We start from the raw sequence: 19304 nt of genomic DNA on the forward strand, positions 1-19304 counted from the left end.
CTGTGCAGGCTCAGACCTTGACGGGGACCGGAAGACAAAGGTGGCGCGGGCGCCGAAGCGCCCGCGCCACCAGAGCCGGATCCGATCAGTCGCCCCGGACCATCTCCGCGGGAGGCGGGTCGAACTTCTCCTTGGGCTGGCCCTTCAAGGCGTCCTTCAACGTCTCGGCCACCGTGAACTTGGAGATGGTGCCGCGGCTGGTTCCCACGGTGTTCTCCGGGTTGTCCGGATCAGCCACGAAGGCGGCCGCCGCGAGTTGCGGGGTGAAGCCACAGAACCAGGCGCTGCGGTTGCTGTCGGTCGTCCCGCTCTTGCCCGCGACCGGCCGGTTCAGGATGGCGTGCACCATCGGCGAGGTCTCCCAGCCGCCGCAGTCGCCCTTGGCCGCGCCGTAGCCGGTCACGCACCGGGCCGCGTCCGTGGCGGCCTGGGCCACCTCCTTGCGGATGGCCTGGTGGCAGCGGGGGCCGGCGACCTTCTTGCCCTGGTACTCCAGCGACGCGCCGTCCCGGGTGTTGATCATGCGAACCGGGATGGGTTCGCAGTAGGTGCCTTCGGCGGCCAGGGTGGCGAAGACGTTGGCCATCTCGATCGGGGTGGCGTCGCTGACGCCCAGGGTGAACGCCCCCCAGCCGCCGGCGTGGTCCGGGCCGGCCAGCATCTGGTCGATTTCGGTACGCCATTTCAGCCCGAGCCGCTCGGCCATCTTCACCGCTTTGTCGGCGCCCACCTTCTGCTCGAGTTGTACGAAGTAGGTGTTCACCGACTTGCCGAAGCCGCTCCACATGGTCTGCTTGCCGGTCATCGACTCGCTGGAATTCTTCGGGCACCAGTGCACCCCGCAGGTGGCCGGACCCGGCGCGGTGATGTATTTCGTGACGAAGCGATTCGGTGAATAGAACGAGGTGTTCAGCGGCATGCCCTCGTCGAGTGCGGCCAGCATCGTGAAGACCTTGAACGTCGATCCGGCCTGATACCCGGCCATGTCACCGCCGCCGAGCAGCGGGTTCACGGTGTTGGGGTAGTTGCCGCGGACCTCGCCACGCAGCCGCCGATCGCTGTGCTTACCGTTTTTCCTCTGGTCGAGCGAGTACTTGCGGTTGACCGCCATGGCCTTGATGCGCCCAGTTCCCGGTTCGATGATCACTTCGCCGTGGGCGTACACACTCTTCTTCTTTTCCTTGTCCAGAACGTGCTTCATGGCCGACGCCTGGATGTCGGGGTCGATGGTGGTGACGATTTTGTAGCCGCCGCGGCGCAGATTCTCGAGCCGTTCCTGCGAGTTGGCACCGAACGCCGGTTGTTCCATCCACCAATTGCGCAGGTAGTCGCAGAAGAAGCCCCAGTCGTTGTGCTTCTTGGGCACCGAGACGCAGTCGTTGGGCGGCGTGGTCAGGTTGAGCTTGATCTTCGACTTCTGCGCCGACTTGGCCTGCGCGGCGGTGACCGAACCCATTTTGAGCATCTGGTCGATCACGTAGTTGCGCCGCTCGGTGGCCGCACGCTGGTCATTGGTCGCCGGGTCGTAGGCCGACGGTGCTTTGACCAGGCCGGCGAGCAGGGCAGCCTCGTTGAGCGTCAATTGCTTCGGGGTCTTGGAGAAGAAAACCTCGGAGGCGGCGAAGATGCCGTACGCCCGGTGCCCGAAGTAAGCCGAGTTGAGATAGCGCTGCAGAATCTCCTGCTTCGACACGCGCTTCTCAAGCTCGATCGCGAGCCGCATTTCGCGCAGTTTCCGAGCCGTGGTCTGCTCGGTGGCCTCCAGCGCCTCCTTCGGCGTGGCCGCCCCGTCGCGCAGCGCCATCCGGACGTACTGCATGGTCAGCGTGGAAGCACCCTGCGAGACGCCACCGGCCTGCTGGTTGGCCACGAAGGCCCGGGCCACACCCTTGGGGTCCACGCCGTGGTGCTCGTAGAACCGGGTGTCCTCCGACGCCACGATCGCCTGGGTGATGTACGGCGACATGTCCGTGATCTTGGTTGGCTTGCGGTGCTCCTCGTAGAACATGGTGAGCAGCGTCTTGCCGTCGTTGGCGTACACGTAGGTGGTCTGCGCCGAGGGGACCACGGTCAGCTGCTCGGGCATGTCCTTCAGCGCGTCCGCACCTTCCTTGGCGCCGACGCCGGCCAGCGCGACCAGCGGGAAGACGAGTCCGGCGACCACGACCCCGGCGATGAGGCCCGCCCGGATGAGCGGGGAGATCCGACCGGCCCTGGCGACTCTCGTCTGCTTCACCTTCTGAAGGTATGACAAAACGGCCGAACTCCCGACGGAACGGCCGAAGTGAACTCGCTAATCACATCCGGCATGCTGGCGGGGTGGAGAAAGAGCACGGGGAGGGTCAGCTGGACCTTCATCACCACGGTGACGCGGAGGTCGAGCCGGGGCTGGTCGACCTGGCCGTCAACGTCCGGCACCAGAGCATGCCCGGGTGGCTGGCCGAACCGATCGCGGCATCGCTGACCCGGCTCGCGGCGTACCCGGACGCCCGCCGGGCCACCCGCGCGACGGCCGCCAAGCACGGCCGCGCCGAGAACGAGGTGCTGCTCACCGCCGGGGCCGCGCAGGCGTTCGTCCTGATCGCCCAAACCATCCGGGCCCGGCGTGCCGTGGTGGTGCACCCGCAGTTCACCGAGCCCGAGGCGGCCCTGCGCAACGCCGGTCATGAGGTCGAGCGCGTCCTGCTGCGCGAGGAGGACGGCTTCCGGCTGGACCCCACGCTGGTGAGTGAGGACGCCGACCTGGTGTTCGTCGGCAACCCGACCAACCCGACGTCGGTGCTGCACCCGGCCGCGTACCTCGCCAAGCTGGCCCGCCCCGGCCGCGTCCTGGTCATCGACGAGGCGTTCGCCGACACCACGTGGAACGGCGGGCACGAACCCGAGTCGCTCGCCAGCCGCACCGACCTTCCCGGTCTGATCGTGCTGCGCAGCCTCACCAAGACCTGGGCGCTGGCCGGTCTGCGGATCGGCTACGCGCTGGCCGCGCCGGAGCTGATCACTCAACTAGCCGCCGCGTTGCCGCTCTGGGCCGTCTCCACGCCCGCGCTCGCCGCCGCCGAGGCCTGTGCCAGCCCCGAGGCCGTCGCTGCCGAGCGCGAGATCGCCGAGGCCATGGCGGCCGAGCGGGACCACCTGGTGGCCGCTCTCACAGCAGTGCCGGACATCACGGTGGCGGGCGTCCCGGCGTCGGCGTTTGTCGCGCTGCGCCTGGCCGGTGCCGCCGAGGTGCGTCTTGAGCTGCGCAAACGAGGGTACGCGGTACGGCGCGGCGACACCTTCCCCGGCCTGGGCGCCGACTGGCTGCGGGTGGCCGTGCGCGACACTGCCACCACGGATGCGTTCGTTGCGACGCTGATTGATGTGCTGAAGGAGCGACAGTGACCCTGGAGACGACCCTCGCCGCCATCGCACCCGCCGATGAGCCGGCCATGGCCGCCGCCCGCGAGCTGCAGGCGCGCCTGACGAAGCCGGCCGGCTCGCTGGGTGTTCTCGAGGAGCTATCCGTACGCCTGGCCGGGCTGGCCGCTGCCTGCCCGCCACCGATGCCCGAGCCCGCCGCGATCGCCGTGTTCGCCGGTGACCACGGCGTGCACGCGCAGGGGGTAACGCCCTGGCCGCAGGAGGTCACCGCGCAGATGGTGGCCAACTTCGTGGCCGGGGGCGCCACGATCAACGCGTTCGCCCGCCAGATCAACGCCTCGATCCTGGTGATCGACGTCGGCGTGGGCATCGAGCTGCACGGCGGCGACAACCTGCTCGACGCCAACGTGCGCCGGGGCACCCGGGACCTGGCCGTCACCGGGGCCATGACCGAGGACGAGGCGCGCGCCGCGCTGGAGACCGGCATCTCGGTCGCCGAGGCGCTCATCGAGGGCGGGGCGAAGTGCCTGCTCACCGGGGACATGGGCATCGCCAACACGACGCCCGCGGCGGCCCTGATCGCCGCGTTCACCGGTGCGGCGGCGGCGCAGGTCACCGGCCGGGGCACGGGCGTGGACGACGCGACGTACGCCAAGAAGGTCGATGTGGTGGCCCGGGCGATCGCGCTGCATCAGCCGGACCCCGCGCGCCCGCTCACGACGCTCGCAGCGGTCGGCGGTCTGGAGCACGCCGCGCTGGCCGGCTTCATTCTGGGCGCGGCCGCCCGGCGAATCCCCGTGATCATCGACGGGGTCATCGCGGCTTCGGCTGCCGTGGTCGCCGCCGCGTTCGCCCCGGACGCCGTGGCCGCCATGGTTGCTGGGCACCGCTCCGTCGAGCCGGGCGCCGATGTCGCGCTCACCCACCTGCGTCTGTCCCCGCTGCTCGACCTGGGCCTGCGCCTGGGCGAGGGCACCGGGGCCGCGCTGGCCGCGCCGCTGGTGGCCGGCTCGGTGCGGGTACTGCACGAGGTGGCGACGTTCGACAGCGCAGGAGTGTCGGAGAAGTGAACCTCTACCCCTTGGCGCTCAAGCTGGACGGCCGCCGGGTGCTGGTGGTCGGCGGCGGTGCGGTGGCGACCCGGCGGATGCCGGCGTTGCTGGCGGCCGGGGCCCGCATCGAGATCGTGTCGCCGGTGCTCACCCCGGCCCTGCGCGCCTATGTCGACGCGGGCCGGTTGACCTGGCAGGAGCGGCGGTTCGAGCCCGCCGACGTGAGCGGGGCCTGGCTCGTGCAGGTGGCCGTGGACGACCCGGGCGCCGCCGAGCAGGTCAGTGCCGCTGCCGAAGAGCACGGCGTTTTTTGCGTACGAGCGGACGACCGCGACGCCGCAACGGCCTGGACCCCCGCCGTGGCGCGCCAGGGCGAGGTAACCGTGGCTGTGACCGACCGCGGGGAACGCAGCCGGGCCATGGCCGTGCGGGACCTGATCGCCGCCGCCCTGCAGAACCTCCCGGAGCCCCAGGTGGGGGAGGAACCCGGTCAGGTCGTGCTGGTCGGCAGCGGCCCCGGCGACCCGGAGCTGATCACGGTGAAGGGGCGCCGGCTGCTGTCCCGCGCGGATGTCGTGGTCGCCGACCGGCTGGTGCCCGGCATGCTGCTCGACGAGCTGCGCCCCGACGTCGAGCTGGTCGACGCGGCGAAAATCCCCTACGGCCCGTCCGCCGCGCAGGAGTGGATCAACCAGACGCTGGTCGAGCGGGCCAAGGCCGGCAAGTTCGTGGTGCGGCTCAAGGGCGGTGACTCGTTCGTTTTCGGCCGCGGAGGCGAGGAGGTGCTGGCCTGCGCGCAGGCGGGGGTGCCGGTCACTGTCGTGCCGGGCGTGACCAGCTCCATCGCCGCACCCGAGCTGGCCGGCATCCCGGTCACCCATCGCGGGGTGGCCCACGAGTTCACGGTCGTCTCCGGGCACGTACCGCCGGAGAGCACCCAGTCACTTGTCGACTGGGCCGCGCTGGCCCGGCTGCGCGGCACGCTGGTGATCATGATGGGGCTCAAGAACTTGCCCAAGATCGCCGAGCGGCTGATCGCCGAGGGGCGCGGGGCTGACACGCCGGCCGCCGTGGTGCAGGAGGGCTCGACCTCTTCGCAACGGGTGCTGCAGAGCACGCTGGGCGAGGTGGCTGCCGCCACGGCTGCCGCAGGGCTGCGGCCGCCAGCGGTAGTCGTGATCGGCGAGGTCGTCGGCGTCCTGGGATAGTCACGGTGAGGAATGGGTAGCTCACTCACATGAGTGAGCGACCGCAGATGATCGTCGCCGGGGTGGTGCTCGACTCCCCGGACGCCCAGCAACTCGCGGCTTTCTACCAGCGGTTGCTGGGCTGGAACGCGGTGCAGGACGAGCCGGACTGGGTCAAGCTCGGCGACCCGGCCGGTGGTCCGGGCCTGTCGTTCCAGACCGAGGCGCACTATGTACGCCCGGTGTGGCCGACCGGCCCCGACGACCCGCAGATGAGCATCCACCTTGACATCCAGGTGACCGACCTCGAAGAGGCGGGCCTGCATGCCGAGAAGGCCGGGGCCACCAAGGCCGGCTTCCAGCCGCACGAGGACGTCCGGATCTATCTCGACCCGGCCGGCCATCCCTTCTGCCTATTCCTCTGAGCTGTCCCCGGCCGGGCTTTCCTCTGAGCTGTCCCCGGCCGGGTTGTCCGACGCGTCGTCCGACGCGTCGACGCCCAGCTCGGCGAGGAAGGTGCGCGCCCACTCGGCCACGTCATGGGTGCGCAGGTGCCGCTGCATGACCCGCGTCCGGCGCTTGAGTTCGGCCGGCTCGGCGGCCACGGCCCGCAGCAGCGCGTCCTTGACGCCATCGGGGTCGTGCGGGTTGCACAGGAAGGCCTGACGCATCTCCGTCGCGGCCCCGGCGAACTCGCTGAGCACCAGCGCGCCACCCCGGTCACCGCGGCAGGCGACGTATTCCTTGGCGACCAGGTTCATGCCGTCGCGCAGCGGCGTCACCATCATCACATCGGCGGCCACATACAGCGCGGCCAGCTCCTGCTTGCTCATGGACTGGTGCAGGTAGTGCACCGCCGGCATGCCGACCTTGCCGAACTCACCGTTGATCCGGCCGACCTCGCGCTCCACCTTGACCCGCAGCGTCTGGTAGTGCTCGACGCGCTCCCGGCTCGGCGTGGCCACCTGCACCATCACCGCGTCCGGCACCTTGAGCTTGCCGTCGGCCAGCAGTTCGCGGAACGCCTTGAGGCGCAGCTCGATACCCTTGGTGTAGTCGAGCCGGTCCACGCCCAGCACGATGGTCTCGGGGTCACCGAGCTCGGCACGGATCTCCTTGGCCCGGGCCTGCACCCGGGGGTCGGCGGCCATCCGCTCCATGTCCTTGGTGTCGATGCTGATCGGGAACGCGCCGGCCTTGACCTTGCGCCCGTCCACCTGGATCGACTGGCCTTCGTAACGCAGCCCGAGCAGGTGCCGGGCGAGCCGCACGAAGTTCTGGGCGGCCAGCCGCTGCTGGAACCCGACCAGGTCGGCGCCGAGCAGACCGCGCAGGATCTCGGCGCGGAACGGCATCTGCATGAACAGCTCGATGGGCGGGAACGGGATGTGCAGGAAGAAGCCGATGCGCAGGTCGGGGCGCATCTCGCGGAGCATCGCGGGCACCAGTTGCAGCTGATAGTCCTGCACCCACACGGTGGCGCCCTCGGCGGCGACCTCGGCCGCAGCTTGCGCGAACCGCTGGTTGACCAGCCGGTAGGCCTCGCGCCAGCGCCGCTTGTAGACCGGGGTCTCGACGGCGTCGTGATACAGCGGCCAGATGGTCGCGTTCGACTGGCCCTCGTAGTAACGCTCGAGTTCCTCGGCGCTCAGTGGCACCGGGTGGATGTTGATGCCTTCGAGCTCGAACGGCTCCGGCGCCTCGCCATCGCCCCCGGCCCAGCCGATCCAGGTGCCCCGGTGCTGGGTCAGCACCGGGTGCAGGGCGGTGACGAGACCGCCGGGACTCGGGCGCCACTGCCGTTCGCCGTCGACGATGACCTCGTCCACGGGCAGGCGGTTGGCAACTACGACGAAGGAACTTCGTTCGGCCACGCTGAGTGCACCTCCGGGTCGTTCTGGTTCCCCGCTGACGAGCCTACTGTGCGTAGCCAGCCGGGTCTTGCTGAGGGACCGTCCCGCCGGGGGCGGGGCGGTGGCATGCGAATGCCATCCTTGACCGGTGAGTCTGTCCGCTGATCTTTCCCCGCCGCGACGGCCGCTGTTCTTTCCTGTGGTCATCGCCACCGTCTTCCTGGCCATCATCGGCATATCGGGGGGCTTCGCGCTGGGAACAGAGCATCGCCGGGATCGGGATTCCCAGGCGACAGCCCCTCAGTCCCCCCAGACGCCAGATACCAACCCAGTCAGCGACCAGCCCGCGCCGGCCGGCCCGTCCTGCCCCGATCAAATGCTGGCGACGGCCCGCAGGCTGGGCATCACCGGGCAGCTCAGCGAGGTCCTGCAGGTGCGCACCGAGGACACCGGGCTGGTCGTCTGGATCTGCCAGGACCCCGCGGCCAAGCTCTATTACCAGGCCAACCGCGGCGGCGTGGACGGCCAGTGGGTCGAGGGCGAGACCGCGTTGTTCCTCAGCGACGTCGAGAAGTCCGGCGACAGCTACATCGCCACCGCCAACGACGGGGCGACCTTCACGGTCAGCACCACTGAGCTGCACATCGTCAAGAAGAACGGCAAGGTCGAGGACCACCCCGTGCGGGTCCAGTAGCCGGGGTACGGGGAATCCTTGTGCGCCGACCGGGGTTGATGTAAGAGGCCGGGGAGCGACCTGGAAAGATTGGGCCTCCGTTCCGGCACCGGAAACCACGATCACGGAGGTAGGCCGCGCTGTGGCCCAGTACATCTACACCTTGGAGAAGGCGCGCAAGGCGCACGGCGACAAGGTCGTGCTCGACAACGTGACGCTGAGCTTCCTGCCCGGGGTCAAGATCGGCGTGGTCGGCCCCAACGGCGCGGGTAAGTCCACCCTGCTGAAGATCATGGCGGGCGTCGAGCAGGTGAGCAACGGCGAAGCCCGGCTCATGCCCGGCTACACCGTCGGCATGCTCGCCCAGGAGCCCCCGCTCAACGACTCGAAGACCGTGCTCGGCAACATCGAGGAAGCCGTCGCCGCGACCAAAGCCAAGCTGGAGCGCTTCAACGCGATCGCCGAGCAGATGGCCACGGACTACACCGACGAGCTGATGGAGGAGATGGGCAAGCTCCAGGAGGAGCTCGACAACGCCGACGCCTGGGACCTCGACTCCCAGCTCGAGCTGGCCATGGACGCGCTGCGCTGCCCGCCCCCGGACGCCGACGTCACCCAGCTCTCCGGTGGTGAGCGCCGCCGCGTCGCGCTGTGCAAGCTGCTGCTCGAGGCGCCCGACCTGCTGCTGCTCGACGAGCCCACCAACCACCTGGACGCCGAGAGTGTGCACTGGCTGGAGCAGCACCTCGCCAAGTACGCCGGCACCGTCATCGCCATCACGCACGACCGGTACTTCCTGGACAACGTCGCGACCTGGATCCTCGAGCTGGACCGCGGCCGCACCTACCCCTACGAGGGCAACTACTCGACCTACCTCGACAAGAAGGCCCAGCGCCTTGCCGTCGAGGGCCGCAAGGACGCCAAGCTCAAGCGGCGGCTGTCGGAGGAGCTGGAGTGGGTCCGCTCCAACGCCAAGGCCCGCCAGACCAAGAGCAAGGCCCGCCTCGACCGCTACGAGGAGATGGCCACCGAGGCCGAGAAGACCCGCAAGCTGGACTTCGAGGAGATCCAGATCCCGCCGGGCCCGCGCCTGGGCAACACCGTCATCGAGGCCAACGAGCTGACCAAGGGCTTCGACGGGCGCACGCTGATCGACCACCTGTCGTTCTCGCTGCCGCGCAACGGCATCGTGGGCATCATCGGCCCGAACGGCGTCGGCAAGACCACGCTGTTCAAGACCATCGTCGGGCTCGAGCAGCCGGACGAGGGCAAGGTCCGCGTCGGCGAGACCGTGCAACTGTCGTACGTCGACCAGAACCGCGCCGGCCTCGACGGCGACAAGACCGTGTGGGAGGTCGTCTCCGACGGTCTTGATCACCTCATGGTCGGCAAGGTCGAGATGCCGTCGCGGGCCTACGTCGCCGCGTTCGGCTTCAAGGGCCCGGACCAGCAGAAGCCCACCAAGGTGCTCTCCGGTGGTGAGCGCAACCGGCTCAACCTCGCGCTGACGCTGAAGATCGGCGGCAACGTGATCCTGCTGGACGAGCCGACAAACGACCTCGACGTGGAGACGCTGGGCAGCCTGGAGAACGCGCTGCTCGAGTTCCCCGGCTGCGCCGTGGTGATCTCCCACGACCGGATGTTCCTCGACCGGGTGGCCACCCACATGCTCGCGTGGGAAGGCACCGAGGAGGACCCGGACAAGTGGTTCTGGTTCGAGGGCAACTTCGACGCGTACGAGAAGAACAAGATCGACCGGCTCGGCGCCGAGGCCGCCCGCCCGCACCGGGTCACCTACCGCAAGCTGACCCGTGACTGACAGGTTCACCTACGATGTGGCAGTGCGCTGGTCCGACATGGACGCGTACGGCCACGTCAACAACGCGCGCTTCCTCACCCTGTACGAGGAGGCGCGCGTTGCGCTGTTCTTCACCGCCGCCCGCGCCGCCGGGTTGACCACGTTCGAAGAGGGCATCGTCATCTCCCGGCATGAGGTCGACTACCTGCGCCCGGTGGACTACGGCGAGAACGTGCGCATCGAGTTGTGGATCTCCCAGTTGCGCGCCGCCTCGTTCACCGTCTCGTACGAGCTGTTCGACGACGGCGTGCTGGCCAGCCGGGCGAAGTCGGTGTGTGTGCCGTACAAGCTGGCAGAGGGTTTCCCGCGCCGGCTGACCGACGCCGAGCGCAACTTCCTCACGCCCTACCGGGAAGCCTGAGCCGATGACCGACCACGGCATCTCCGGGGTCCCGGACGCCGGCGCCTTCCTGGCCCGCCTGGTCCGGCTCGACCCGGCGCTGGCGGTGCGGCTTCGTTCCGGCAAGGGCCGCACCGCGCTGTGGGCCCGGCTGCCGTGGGGCGTGCTGGTCACCCGCGATGTGACCGGTCCCGGTCCCGGCGACGCCACTGTGGCCGCCCGCGAGCTGCTGTCCATCCTGGCCGCGGGGGGCACCGAGCTGCCCAAGCGCCGCGATGCCGCTTGGCGCTGGCCGCTGCCGCCGGCCGGGGCGCACGTGGTGGAGTCGGTGACGGCGGCCGAGCTGGACCGGCTGGCCGAGGCTGCCGCTGGCACGTTGCGTGAGGTCAGTGAGGGTGGGCTGGCCGGTCGTACGGTGGGGCAGCGGGCGGTGCGGGATGCACTGCTCGATCATGTCGCGCTGGTGGTCACGCCCAGCGAGGGCGAACCGGTGCCGGTGCCGCAGCGACTCGTTCAGGCCATCTCGCGAATGGGCTTCCTCGGACCGGCGGGGGCCGACGTTCCTAGCCCACGCGTGTGCGTGGCGGGACGCTGGGTGGGAATTTCTGCACCATATGGAGTTGCCTGGCTACAGCCGGTCCAAGAACTGACCGTTATGCCCTTGGGGGGTCATCCGAAAGGGTGATGCTGCATCGTTCGTCCGGTCGCGCCCTCCCTTTGAGGGGATGACCTCCGCGAGCTGTACGGGTACCGTCGCCACGGGTCCACCGCTACGTCCGGCGGCTGACCTGCTGGGGAGTGAGGTGCACAACGATGCCGTGGTGGTCATGGCGTCCCGGATCGTCCGGAGACAACGAGCCCGATAACGGTGGCGAGATCGCCCTGCAGAGCGGCGTCCGTGTCGGCGTACCGGCGCAGCGTGAGCCCGAGCGCGCTTCGATGTCGCCCGCCGACCTGTCCGCGATCGAGGAACCGGGCCAGGTGGCGCCGGTCGACCTGGGCCGGATCGGCAAGGCCCTTGATCTGCTCGACATCCGGTTCCTCGCCGACGGAGGCGGAAGCCTGCTGGCGATGTGGGAGCGGCACGCGGTGCTGTTCACGCTCGAGGGCCCGGACGACGAGATCCTGGTGATGCGGGCCCGCCCGCACGCCACCGTCCCGCCGGACTGGGCCGATCGCGCCTACCGGGTGGTCAACGAGTGGAATCACACGCGCCGGTTCTGCAAGGCCTACATCGGCGACCCGACCGAGCGGGGTCAGTTGCCGATCTACGCCGAGCTGCAGGTGCCGCTCGCGTCCGGCGCGCACGACGCGCTGCTGGTCGAGATGCTGGACTGCGGTGCCGCGGTCGCGACCTCGTTCGTGGATTGGCTGCATGACGAGGGCGCGCTGCTCTGAAATGCCAAAAGCCGGGCTCCCGATGCGGGAGCCCGGCTTTTTCCTGCCCTCACTCGGATCAGGGCAACGGGAACATGCCGATCCGGCCGTGGAACTCCTTGCCGAGCTGATCGGTGTCCGAGCCGACGATCAGGCCACCCGGCACGACCAGGAACGCCCGCACGCCCACGCCGCGCTTGCGGGTCGGGTTCCAGGCCAGCGCCTTGCCGGTGGTCGGGCTGACCGCGCCGATGCCGACCCGGGTCACCGCGCCGGCACCGGGCCCGTCGGCGTCGCTGCCGTACGGGTTGTCCAGGTAGCGCTGGTGACCGCCGACGTACACCGCGGTGCCGGTCACCGCGATCGCGTAGAGCGAGTCACCGCCGGTGCGCTGCACCCAGGTCGGGTTGTGCTTGCCGCCGCCGGTGGTTTCGAAGCGGGCCGCCGAGTCGCACAGCTTGACCGGCGAGGAGGCCCGCCCGGTCGCCGCCACCACGAAGTACTTGCCGTCCGGCGAGAACTTCACCTGCCGCAGGTACGTGTCGAAGCCCTTCAGGCATTCGGCCTTGTACGCATCGGTGTACCAGCTCAGCACCGTCGCAGCCGCGCCCGAGGTGTCGAACATGGCGATCTGGGTGCGGCTGACCGAGCCGACCTTGAGGATCGCGCCCACCGCGACCAGGCGGGTGCCGTCCGGCGTCACGTCGAAGTGCTCGACCCGGGGCCGGCTCAGCCCCGGCGCGGACAGCTTGGGGTTGAAGCCGGTGTCGACCGCGCCCGTGGAGATGTTGAGCCGGGCCAGGCCGACCCGGCCCACGTTGTTGATCGAGGAGAACGTGCCACCCACGTAGAGCCGGCTGCCGCGGATGACCATCGCGCGGACATCACCCCAGTTGATTTTCGCGCTGAACCCCGAGATCCGGGCACCGCTGGTGAGCGAGATCCGCGCCAAGCCGCGCTGCTCGACCTTGTTGACCGTGCGGAACGCGCCGCCCACGTAGACCGTGTTCGTGGCACCGGGGGCCAGGGCGTACACGGGGGAGTCGACAGCCGGGGCCCAGGGGCGCACGGCACCGTCTTTGAGGCCGTACGCGAAAATGTTTGTCCTGCTGTAAGTGACCTTGCGGGCGCTGTCCTGCACCTTGGTGAACGAGCCGCCGACCACCACCGTGTCACCGACGACGGTCAGGGCCCAGACCGTGCCGTCCAGCACGTGCGGCGTGAAGTCGACCGGATTTGCCGAGACCACCGCGGGTTGAGCCGGATCGGCAACGGCCGGCGGCGACCCGAGCAGGGGAGTGGTGATCAGGGCAGCGCTGAACAGCGCGGCGGCGGCGAGCAGACGGCGTCGCATGGGGTTGGCAGCTCCTGGGATCGGGAAACGTCACCCGATCAACGAAGGGCCGGTCCCCCGGGATGCGCATCCATGGTGTTGACCATGAAGTAGGCGGCGCGCTCGAGGTATTCCCACAGCTGGGTGCGCAGCTCCTCGGGCAGGCCGAGATCATCGACCGCTTCGCGCATGTGCAGCAGCCAGGCGTCGCGTTCCTCCGGACCCACCCGGAAGGGGGCGTGCCGCATCCGCAGCCGCGGGTGACCCCGGCTGGTCGAGTACGTGGTGGGCCCGCCCCAGTACTGCATCAAGAACAACGTCAAGCGATCGGCGGCCGGCTCGAGATCCTCCTCGGGATACATCGGGCGCAGCAGCGGGTCCTTGGCGACACCTTCGTAGAACTTGCCGACAAGCCGGCGGAACGTCGGCTCGCCACCGACCGCTTCGAAGAAGCTGACCTCGCTCACCTGTCCAGTCTGCCAGCCGTGGTGCGTCGTCCCGGGGGGAGGTGAGTGCGCTCACTGCTCGCCGTTCCGGACCGGTCGCCGGTGGGGGCGCGCTGCGCCGGTGGCTCCAGCGCCGGGGTGACATTCTCCGGCCGGTGCCGCCCGGCCCGTATCGCCCCGTCCGGCCGCGGCCAGCGAGTCGCCAGCGCCACCATCAGCACCAGGCCGGCGACGCTCCACAACCCCACGACCATCGGTACGGACGAGCGCTGCGCCAGCACACCTGTCGACATCACTGCGAAGCCCTGGGTGAGCTGCAGCCCGCTCTGCATGACGCCGAACGCCCGCGCCCGGTAACCATGCGGCAGCGCGAGCACGAAAATGCCGTTCAACGTCGGCACGAGCACCCCCTGGGCCACCCCGGACACCGAGACCAGCACCGCGACCATGATCGCGTTGGGGGCGAACATGGTCAGCGCCAGCGCGAGGGGGGCAACAGCGGCGAATGGACGGACCAGCTGATGCTTGCGGGACTGCGACGCGATCCGGCCCACCGCGAGCCCGCCCACCACGTAGCCGACCGGCCCGGCGGCCATGATCAACCCCTGGTCGAAGCCGCGGGAGCCCGGGTTGTCCTCGAACACCGCCGCCCAGCCCGCGGCCAGGCCCTCCGGCAGGATCGTGAACGTGGTCAGCGCGAACACCATCACCGCGATCGAGCGGAGCTGCGGGGTGCCGAAGACCAGCCGGTATCCCTCGGCGGTCTCGTGCATGAGGTGCCGGCGCTGCGCCGGGGCGTTGGCGGCGGGACGCGGCTTCACCCAGGCGGCGATCATCGCGGCCGAGGCAAGGAACGAGACGGCGTCCAGGGCCAGCCCGAGCCGGGCGTTGAAGCCGGCCGCGAGCAGACCGCCGGCCAGATAGCCGAAGACCTGCGCGGCCTGCGAGGTCGAGGAGTTGAGGGCGAGGCCGGTGACGACCAGGCGGCGGTCGAGGATCAGCGGGATCAGCGCGGAGCGGGCCGACTGCGTGGGCGGCGCGCCGAGCGCGGTCACGAACAGCAGGACCAGCATCGCCGGCACGGGCATTCCGGGCAGCGCGATCAAGGCGATCGGCACGGCCCGGGTCAGATCGGAAAGGATCAGGACGCGCCGGTACGGATACCGCTCGGCCAACGCCGCCAGCACCGGCCCGCCGACGATCCACGGCAGGTAACTGATCGCAAAGGACGCCGCCGACAACATGACCGACCGGCTCTGCTCGTAGACCAGAACGATGATCGCCGCGCGGGCCAGGTAGTCACCGAGCCAGTTGATGATGAGCGAGACGTACAGCGCGCGGAACTCGCGCACGGCCAGCACGTCGCGGTAACCGACCCGGTCGGCCCGCTCCGCCGCGCTGCCACTGGGGCCGGGCTGCGCGGCGGGCCGGTCCTCGGACACCCAGGTCCTCCATCGATCGCGACGACTGCCTCACCGCTGCCGGGAGGCCTCGTCCGCCTCTCGCGTACGTGACGCTGCAAGTGCAGATGCTTCTTGCACGATTCTGCCCGATCGTCGGAGTCCTGGCTAGGGCGTACGGGAGGATTGCCGTCCAATCGGTCGACCTCAGACATCCTCCGTAGCGGTGTTGCCGCAGGTCAGGACGCTCCCCCCGGGGCGCCCGGGGCGTCCGCCGAGGAGTACGCCGACGGCACCGCCGAGCGCGGAAGCATGCGGGATACTGCAATCCGTTCCGAAATTCCGGACGTTTCGAGCGCCTCGGTGAGCCGCCGGCGCAGCTCGCGCTGGATGACCGGCTGGCCGTCGGCTGTGGTCTTGGCGATGGTCCGGATGACCGCGCCGTCGACGGTCAACTGCTCGACGCCGACGACATCCGGCGGCTCCAGGAACTCGGTGGCGTGCTCGGGCTCCTCGGCCAAGGCCAGCGCCGCCGAGCGCAGCACCGCGCCGGCCTCCTCGGAGTTGACGAACCCGATCGGGATGTCGATGACGACCATCGCCCAGCCCTGGCTCTTGTTGCCGACCCTGACGATCTCGCCGTTGCGGATGTACCAGAGCACGCCTCGCATGTCGCGCACCGTGGTGACCCGCAGGCCCACGGTCTCCACCACGCCGACCGCGTCACCCAGGTCCACCGAGTCGCCGACGCCGTACTGGTCCTCCAACAGCATGAAAAGCCCGGCGATGAGGTCCTTGACCAGGCTTTGCGCCCCGAAGCCGAGCGCCACGCCGACGATCCCGGCGCTGGCCAGCAGCGGTGCCAGGTTGAAGCCCAGCTCACCCATCACCAGCAGCGCCGCCATGGTGAACACCACGGCGGTGATGAAGCTGCGCAGCACCGACCCGATCGCCTCGGCGCGCTGGCGGCGGCGTTCCGGGATGAACTGGGCCTCGGTGGAGTCGGCCTCGCGGTCCGCGCGTTCCCGCAGCGGCTTGAGCAGGGCGGGCATCGCGGCGCGCGACGTCGTGCTGGTCAGCCGGGACACCCCGCGGGTCAGCGCCCAGCGAATCAGTGCCGCCACGAGGATGATCGCCAGGATCCGCAGCGGTTTGACGATGAACAGATAGCCACCGTTGGCGAGCCACTGATTGTTCGTGTTCTGGAAGATCCAGGTGCAGAACTCATCGGTGGCACAGCGCTCGGACAGCGGCGTCGTGTCGACGATCGGAACGGGCGAGGTCGACGGGTCGGGAGTAGCGGCCAGCAGAATCACGGGACACCACCGTACCGGCCGTTCGGCGCCGCCCGGGAACCGGACATCTGTGGCACAGACCTCGGACGTTTACCGCCCGGCCACAGATTGTGCTCGCAAATTCGTCATTCATCAGGGACTATTGGCCCACGAGCATCGGCCGATCCGGTGCTCGCTTGAGACCTCACGCACATCGGGAGCGGTTGCTAGCACTCACACCGAAGGGTGATCGCGATGCCTGACATACGACCCACAGTGGGCTCCTCCGCGTTGGTTCTGAACGCCACCTACGAGCCGCTGTGCGTCGTATCGGTGCGTCGAGCAACCATCCTCGTGCTGACTGCCAAGGCCGAATGCGTCTCCGATGGTGACGGCATCCTGCACAGCGTCCACCAGAACCTGCCGGTTCCGTCGGTGGTCCGCCTCACCCGCTATGTGAAGGTGCCGTACCGCACGCATGTGGGCCTGTCCCGGCGCGCGATCTTCGCACGCGACGGCGGCAGGTGCGCCTATTGCAGGGGTTCGGCCGAGACCATCGACCACGTGTTCCCCCGCAGCCGAGGCGGGCTGCACGCCTGGGAGAACGTGGTGGCGGCCTGCGCCAAGTGCAACCACAGCAAGGGTGACAAGACACCGGCGGAACTCGGGTGGCGGTTGCACACCGCTCCAGCCGCGCCCCGGGGAGTCGCCTGGCGGGTCCTGGGGCACCGGACCCCGGACCCCCGCTGGGCGGACTGGCTGGACCTGCCCGCCCCGACCACCTTCACCGCCGAGGCCGCTGCTTAGCGCCTCGGATTTTTTGTCTCCTCAGCCGTCCTTGCTGTCGATCAGGGACGCGAACACGATGATGTTGTCGGAGTAGCCGCGCTCGCCGCCGAGCCAGGTGCCACCGCAGGTCACGAGGCGCAGCGAAGGACGGCTGTAGTCGCCGTACACCCGCTGGATCGGCAGTTTGTTCTTGCCGTGATGCTCGACGGAGTTGACCTGAAAGATCGCCGTCTCATGGTCCTCGCGCAGGACCTCGATCTTCTGGCCAGGCTTGAGCCGGCCCAGATGATGAAAGACCGATGCGCCGGTACGGGTGTCAGCATGCCCAACGATCAAGGCAGGCCCGAACTGCCCGGGCGTAGGTCCCTGATCGAACCAGCCGGCCTCGTTGTGCCTTTCCAGCGGCGGTACGGCCACCGTCCCATCCTCGGCCAGCCCGACGTTGAGCAGCGGCGCCTCGACCTTGATCGCCGGGATGGTCAGTCGCATCGGGCGGCTCGGTTCGAGGACGGGAAAGGCACGTGGGGGTGGCTTGTCGGGGCCTTTGAACAGGTCACGCACGTCGAAGCCGGTTGCGGCGCCCATGCCGGCGCCCATGGCGAACAGGCCGGTGAAGACCAGGATGATCGCTACCAGGCCCAGGGATGGCTGGGATCGTCGCCTGCCTTGCGTTCTCTGCGTTGCCGGCACCCCAGGCGTTCTCTGCGTTGCCGGCACTCCCGGTGGGAGCATCCGCTGTGGCCGTGGTGGTAGTGCCGGGCGATTGGGGAGTATTCCGGCGGGGCGTTTGCGGAGCACCGACTTCGGCATCCGGGGGCCCGGCGTCATGGGCTGGGGGCGCACGGCGCGACATCAAATCCGGCGGCGGCGCATGGACACCACGGCCAGGACGAGCCCCGCTCCCAGGGTGGCAGCCCCGCCGCCGATCAGAAGCGAGGCCGAGGCCCCCGGGGCTGTTCCGCCGCCGCCGGTCGCCGGGCCGCGGACCGGTTCGACCTTGGCCACCACGTGCAGAGTGCTTTTCGCCGTCTCGCCGCCTTCGCAGCGCAGGTTGACCGGGTAGTCGCCCGGTTTGGTGGTTGCCGGGACGCGCTTGGTCGTGGTGAGGAAGCCGTACCGGGGTGACACGGTCAACGACCCCAGCGGACTGCTCGTCACTGTGGCCGGCTTCAAGTTGTCATCGCAACTGGCGCGCAGGGCAACGTCGTCGCCTGCTCGTACCGTATCGGGATTGGCCTCGACGAAGACGTCAGCCGCCAGGGCGGGCGATCCGACCAGCGGGACGGCGGCAAATGCCAGAACCACCGCCGCCGCGGCGGCTGGGACAGAGACGCGCATGACCTCCCCCTCCTGCCGTCCGGGGCCTAATCGACGCGGACGGCGCGTGAGGGTGATTTTCGCACCTCCGGGCCGGTTTCGCGGTACACGAAGGGCGTCATATGTGGGTCTTGACACCCGAGCGTCCGTGGCGCCTCTCACTCCGCTACCGTGATTGACGTTCGGATCACTGGGAAATCCAGTGACTTGGCCCGGTTCCTTGTGACGCCTGGGGGCGTTGAGGTTGTCGATCTTCGAAACGATTCTGATCTACGCGGTGATCCCGTTCGCGATCATCGCGGTGATCGCCGCGTTAGCGCTCGCCGGCGGCAAGCGCACCTTGCCCGACCGTCGCTACCGGCCCGGCCGGCCCTACGACTTCAAGCCGATCTGGTTCCTGGCCTCGCCCAAGCAGGTCAGCAGCGTCAGCGCGGCCAACAAGCCCGAGCTGACCTCCGGCGTGCTCGTAGACTCTTCGGGCCAGCAGGTGCGGCCCGCTCCGGTGGGAGGCGCAAGTGACCGTTGGTGAAGCCCAAGCTCTCAACTCCGAGCACCGCGAGCAGCCGATGACCGCCCTGGCCCACCCGGGCGGCCCCACCCTGACCGCGGCGCCCGAGCTGAACATGCCGCAGGAGAGCCTCGACGCCCTCGACGGCCCGTTCACCACCAAGCAACTCCTGCGCCTCGACCACGCCCTGCGCATCGCCAACCAGCAAACCGGTCTGGTCTTCAGCGTCTACCTGGGTGACCTCGAGGAGCCCACCCGCGACGCCGCCGAAGCGCTGCACCGCCAGCTCGAGTTCGCCGCCAAGAGCGTTCTGATCGCAGCCTCGCCCAACCAGCGGGTTCTTGAGATCATCACGGGCGCCGAAGCCCGGATGCGCGTCTCGGACCGCGACGCCAAGCTGGCTGCCCTGTCGATGGCTGCTGCCTTTGCGGGTGGGGACCTGGCCGGGGGAGTGCTGGCGGGGGTGGACCAGCTCGCTTCGCACGCCGGGGGGGGGGGAACCAGTTGTGGTACTGTCGGCGGGGGGGTGGAAGG

General features: G+C 69.4%; 20 protein-coding genes. 12 read left to right on the plus strand and 8 right to left on the minus strand.

What is annotated here, in order from left to right; genetic code table 11:
* Nucleotides 1–85: 85 nt before the first annotated feature.
* Nucleotides 86–2236, minus strand: coding sequence for a transglycosylase domain-containing protein (locus tag TFC3_RS06715; protein WP_067497025.1), 2151 nt, complete (start codon nt 2234–2236; stop codon nt 86–88).
* Nucleotides 2237–2319: 83 nt separating this feature from the next.
* Between TFC3_RS06715 and cobC the strand changes: the two genes are divergently transcribed.
* The 4 genes from cobC to TFC3_RS06735 are packed head-to-tail and all read left to right on the plus strand — an operon-like array spanning nt 2320 to nt 6027.
* Nucleotides 2320–3384, plus strand: coding sequence for an Rv2231c family pyridoxal phosphate-dependent protein CobC (cobC, locus tag TFC3_RS06720; protein WP_067497027.1), 1065 nt, complete (start codon nt 2320–2322; stop codon nt 3382–3384).
* Entirely contained in the window at nt 3381–4433 is a 1053-nt protein-coding gene (cobT, locus tag TFC3_RS06725) for a nicotinate-nucleotide--dimethylbenzimidazole phosphoribosyltransferase (protein WP_067497030.1), read from the plus strand. Before cobC ends, cobT begins: the two co-directional genes overlap by 4 nt.
* On the plus strand, nt 4430–5623 hold the full coding sequence (gene cobA / locus TFC3_RS06730) for a uroporphyrinogen-III C-methyltransferase (protein WP_067497032.1): 1194 nt from the start codon (nt 4430–4432) through the stop codon (nt 5621–5623). Before cobT ends, cobA begins: the two co-directional genes overlap by 4 nt.
* A 29-nt stretch (nt 5624–5652) precedes the next feature.
* Complete coding sequence (locus TFC3_RS06735; protein ID WP_067497034.1) at nt 5653–6027, plus strand: VOC family protein; 375 nt, start codon at nt 5653–5655, stop codon at nt 6025–6027.
* On the opposite strand, the gene TFC3_RS06740 is transcribed toward TFC3_RS06735, so the two are convergent.
* Nucleotides 6016–7476: a trehalose-6-phosphate synthase gene (locus TFC3_RS06740; protein ID WP_067497035.1), complete on the minus strand. Its 1461-nt coding sequence runs from the start codon at nt 7474–7476 to the stop codon at nt 6016–6018. The genes TFC3_RS06735 and TFC3_RS06740 overlap by 12 nt on opposite strands.
* 127 nt (nt 7477–7603) lie before the next feature.
* Between TFC3_RS06740 and TFC3_RS36810 the strand changes: the two genes are divergently transcribed.
* From TFC3_RS36810 to TFC3_RS06765, 5 genes are all read left to right on the plus strand, one after another.
* The gene (locus TFC3_RS36810; protein ID WP_153040122.1) at nt 7604–8149 is read left to right on the plus strand and encodes a hypothetical protein; all 546 of its coding nucleotides are present in this window, start codon (nt 7604–7606) and stop codon (nt 8147–8149) included.
* 121 nt (nt 8150–8270) lie between these two features.
* On the plus strand, nt 8271–9947 hold the full coding sequence (gene ettA, locus TFC3_RS06750) for an energy-dependent translational throttle protein EttA (RefSeq protein ID WP_067497041.1): 1677 nt from the start codon (nt 8271–8273) through the stop codon (nt 9945–9947).
* The gene (locus TFC3_RS06755) at nt 9940–10347 is read left to right on the plus strand and encodes a thioesterase family protein (protein WP_067497044.1); all 408 of its coding nucleotides are present in this window, start codon (nt 9940–9942) and stop codon (nt 10345–10347) included. Before ettA ends, TFC3_RS06755 begins: the two co-directional genes overlap by 8 nt.
* Before the next feature lie 4 nt (nt 10348–10351).
* Nucleotides 10352–11011 carry a hypothetical protein gene (locus TFC3_RS06760; protein WP_067497046.1) on the plus strand — a complete coding sequence of 220 codons (660 nt, stop codon included), beginning with the start codon at nt 10352–10354 and terminating at the stop codon, nt 11009–11011.
* A 128-nt stretch (nt 11012–11139) separates the two neighbouring features.
* Entirely contained in the window at nt 11140–11724 is a 585-nt protein-coding gene (locus tag TFC3_RS06765; protein WP_067497048.1) for a YbjN domain-containing protein, read from the plus strand.
* Nucleotides 11725–11782: 58 nt separating this feature from the next.
* Here TFC3_RS06765 and TFC3_RS06770 read toward each other — a convergent pair whose 3' ends face one another.
* The 4 genes from TFC3_RS06770 to TFC3_RS06785 form a co-directional block, all read right to left on the minus strand.
* A complete protein-coding gene (locus tag TFC3_RS06770) occupies nt 11783–13057 on the minus strand; it encodes a delta-60 repeat domain-containing protein (protein ID WP_067497050.1) in 1275 nt (424 codons plus the stop codon).
* A 38-nt stretch (nt 13058–13095) separates the two neighbouring features.
* The gene (locus TFC3_RS06775) at nt 13096–13503 is read right to left on the minus strand and encodes a globin (protein WP_067497051.1); all 408 of its coding nucleotides are present in this window, start codon (nt 13501–13503) and stop codon (nt 13096–13098) included.
* A complete protein-coding gene (locus TFC3_RS06780; RefSeq protein ID WP_067497052.1) occupies nt 13500–14924 on the minus strand; it encodes an MFS transporter in 1425 nt (474 codons plus the stop codon). Before TFC3_RS06780 ends, TFC3_RS06775 begins: the two co-directional genes overlap by 4 nt.
* A 197-nt stretch (nt 14925–15121) precedes the next feature.
* The gene (locus TFC3_RS06785) at nt 15122–16198 is read right to left on the minus strand and encodes a mechanosensitive ion channel family protein (protein WP_082771893.1); all 1077 of its coding nucleotides are present in this window, start codon (nt 16196–16198) and stop codon (nt 15122–15124) included.
* A gap of 213 nt (nt 16199–16411) precedes the next feature.
* On the opposite strand from TFC3_RS06785, the gene TFC3_RS06790 reads away from it, so the two are divergent.
* On the plus strand, nt 16412–16963 hold the full coding sequence (locus tag TFC3_RS06790) for an HNH endonuclease (protein WP_067497054.1): 552 nt from the start codon (nt 16412–16414) through the stop codon (nt 16961–16963).
* A gap of 21 nt (nt 16964–16984) precedes the next feature.
* Here the strand turns inward: TFC3_RS06790 and TFC3_RS06795 are convergent, their stop codons facing one another.
* Nucleotides 16985–17635, minus strand: coding sequence for a class F sortase (locus tag TFC3_RS06795; RefSeq protein ID WP_236718015.1), 651 nt, complete (start codon nt 17633–17635; stop codon nt 16985–16987).
* Between the two features lie 162 nt (nt 17636–17797).
* The gene (locus TFC3_RS06800; protein ID WP_067497058.1) at nt 17798–18283 is read right to left on the minus strand and encodes a hypothetical protein; all 486 of its coding nucleotides are present in this window, start codon (nt 18281–18283) and stop codon (nt 17798–17800) included.
* Nucleotides 18284–18506: 223 nt separating this feature from the next.
* Here TFC3_RS06800 and TFC3_RS06805 point away from each other — a divergent pair, with 223 nt between their 5' ends.
* Together TFC3_RS06805 and TFC3_RS06810 are read left to right on the plus strand one after the other, a co-directional pair.
* Nucleotides 18507–18791: a hypothetical protein gene (locus TFC3_RS06805; RefSeq protein ID WP_236718016.1), complete on the plus strand. Its 285-nt coding sequence runs from the start codon at nt 18507–18509 to the stop codon at nt 18789–18791.
* A gap of 94 nt (nt 18792–18885) precedes the next feature.
* Nucleotides 18886–19304, plus strand: a 419-nt coding sequence (locus TFC3_RS06810; RefSeq protein WP_067506116.1) for a DUF5130 family protein, incomplete at its 3' end; no start/stop codon positions are given.

This window comes from Actinoplanes sp. TFC3, from assembly GCF_001553785.1.
Lineage (GTDB): Bacteria > Actinomycetota > Actinomycetes > Mycobacteriales > Micromonosporaceae > Actinoplanes.

What these genes read in the sequence shown, in the direction of transcription:
- TFC3_RS06800 (WP_067497058.1), bottom strand. Translation starts at nt 18,283, where the DNA reads ATGCGCGTCTCTGTCCCAGCCGCCGCGGCGGCGGTGGTTCTGGCATTT.
- TFC3_RS06735 (WP_067497034.1), top strand. Translation starts at nt 5,653, where the DNA reads ATGAGTGAGCGACCGCAGATGATCGTCGCCGGGGTGGTGCTCGACTCC.
- TFC3_RS06790 (WP_067497054.1), top strand. Translation starts at nt 16,412, where the DNA reads ATGCCTGACATACGACCCACAGTGGGCTCCTCCGCGTTGGTTCTGAAC.
- TFC3_RS06765 (WP_067497048.1), top strand. Translation starts at nt 11,140, where the DNA reads ATGCCGTGGTGGTCATGGCGTCCCGGATCGTCCGGAGACAACGAGCCC.
- TFC3_RS06760 (WP_067497046.1), top strand. Translation starts at nt 10,352, where the DNA reads ATGACCGACCACGGCATCTCCGGGGTCCCGGACGCCGGCGCCTTCCTG.
- TFC3_RS06770 (WP_067497050.1), bottom strand. Translation starts at nt 13,057, where the DNA reads ATGCGACGCCGTCTGCTCGCCGCCGCCGCGCTGTTCAGCGCTGCCCTG.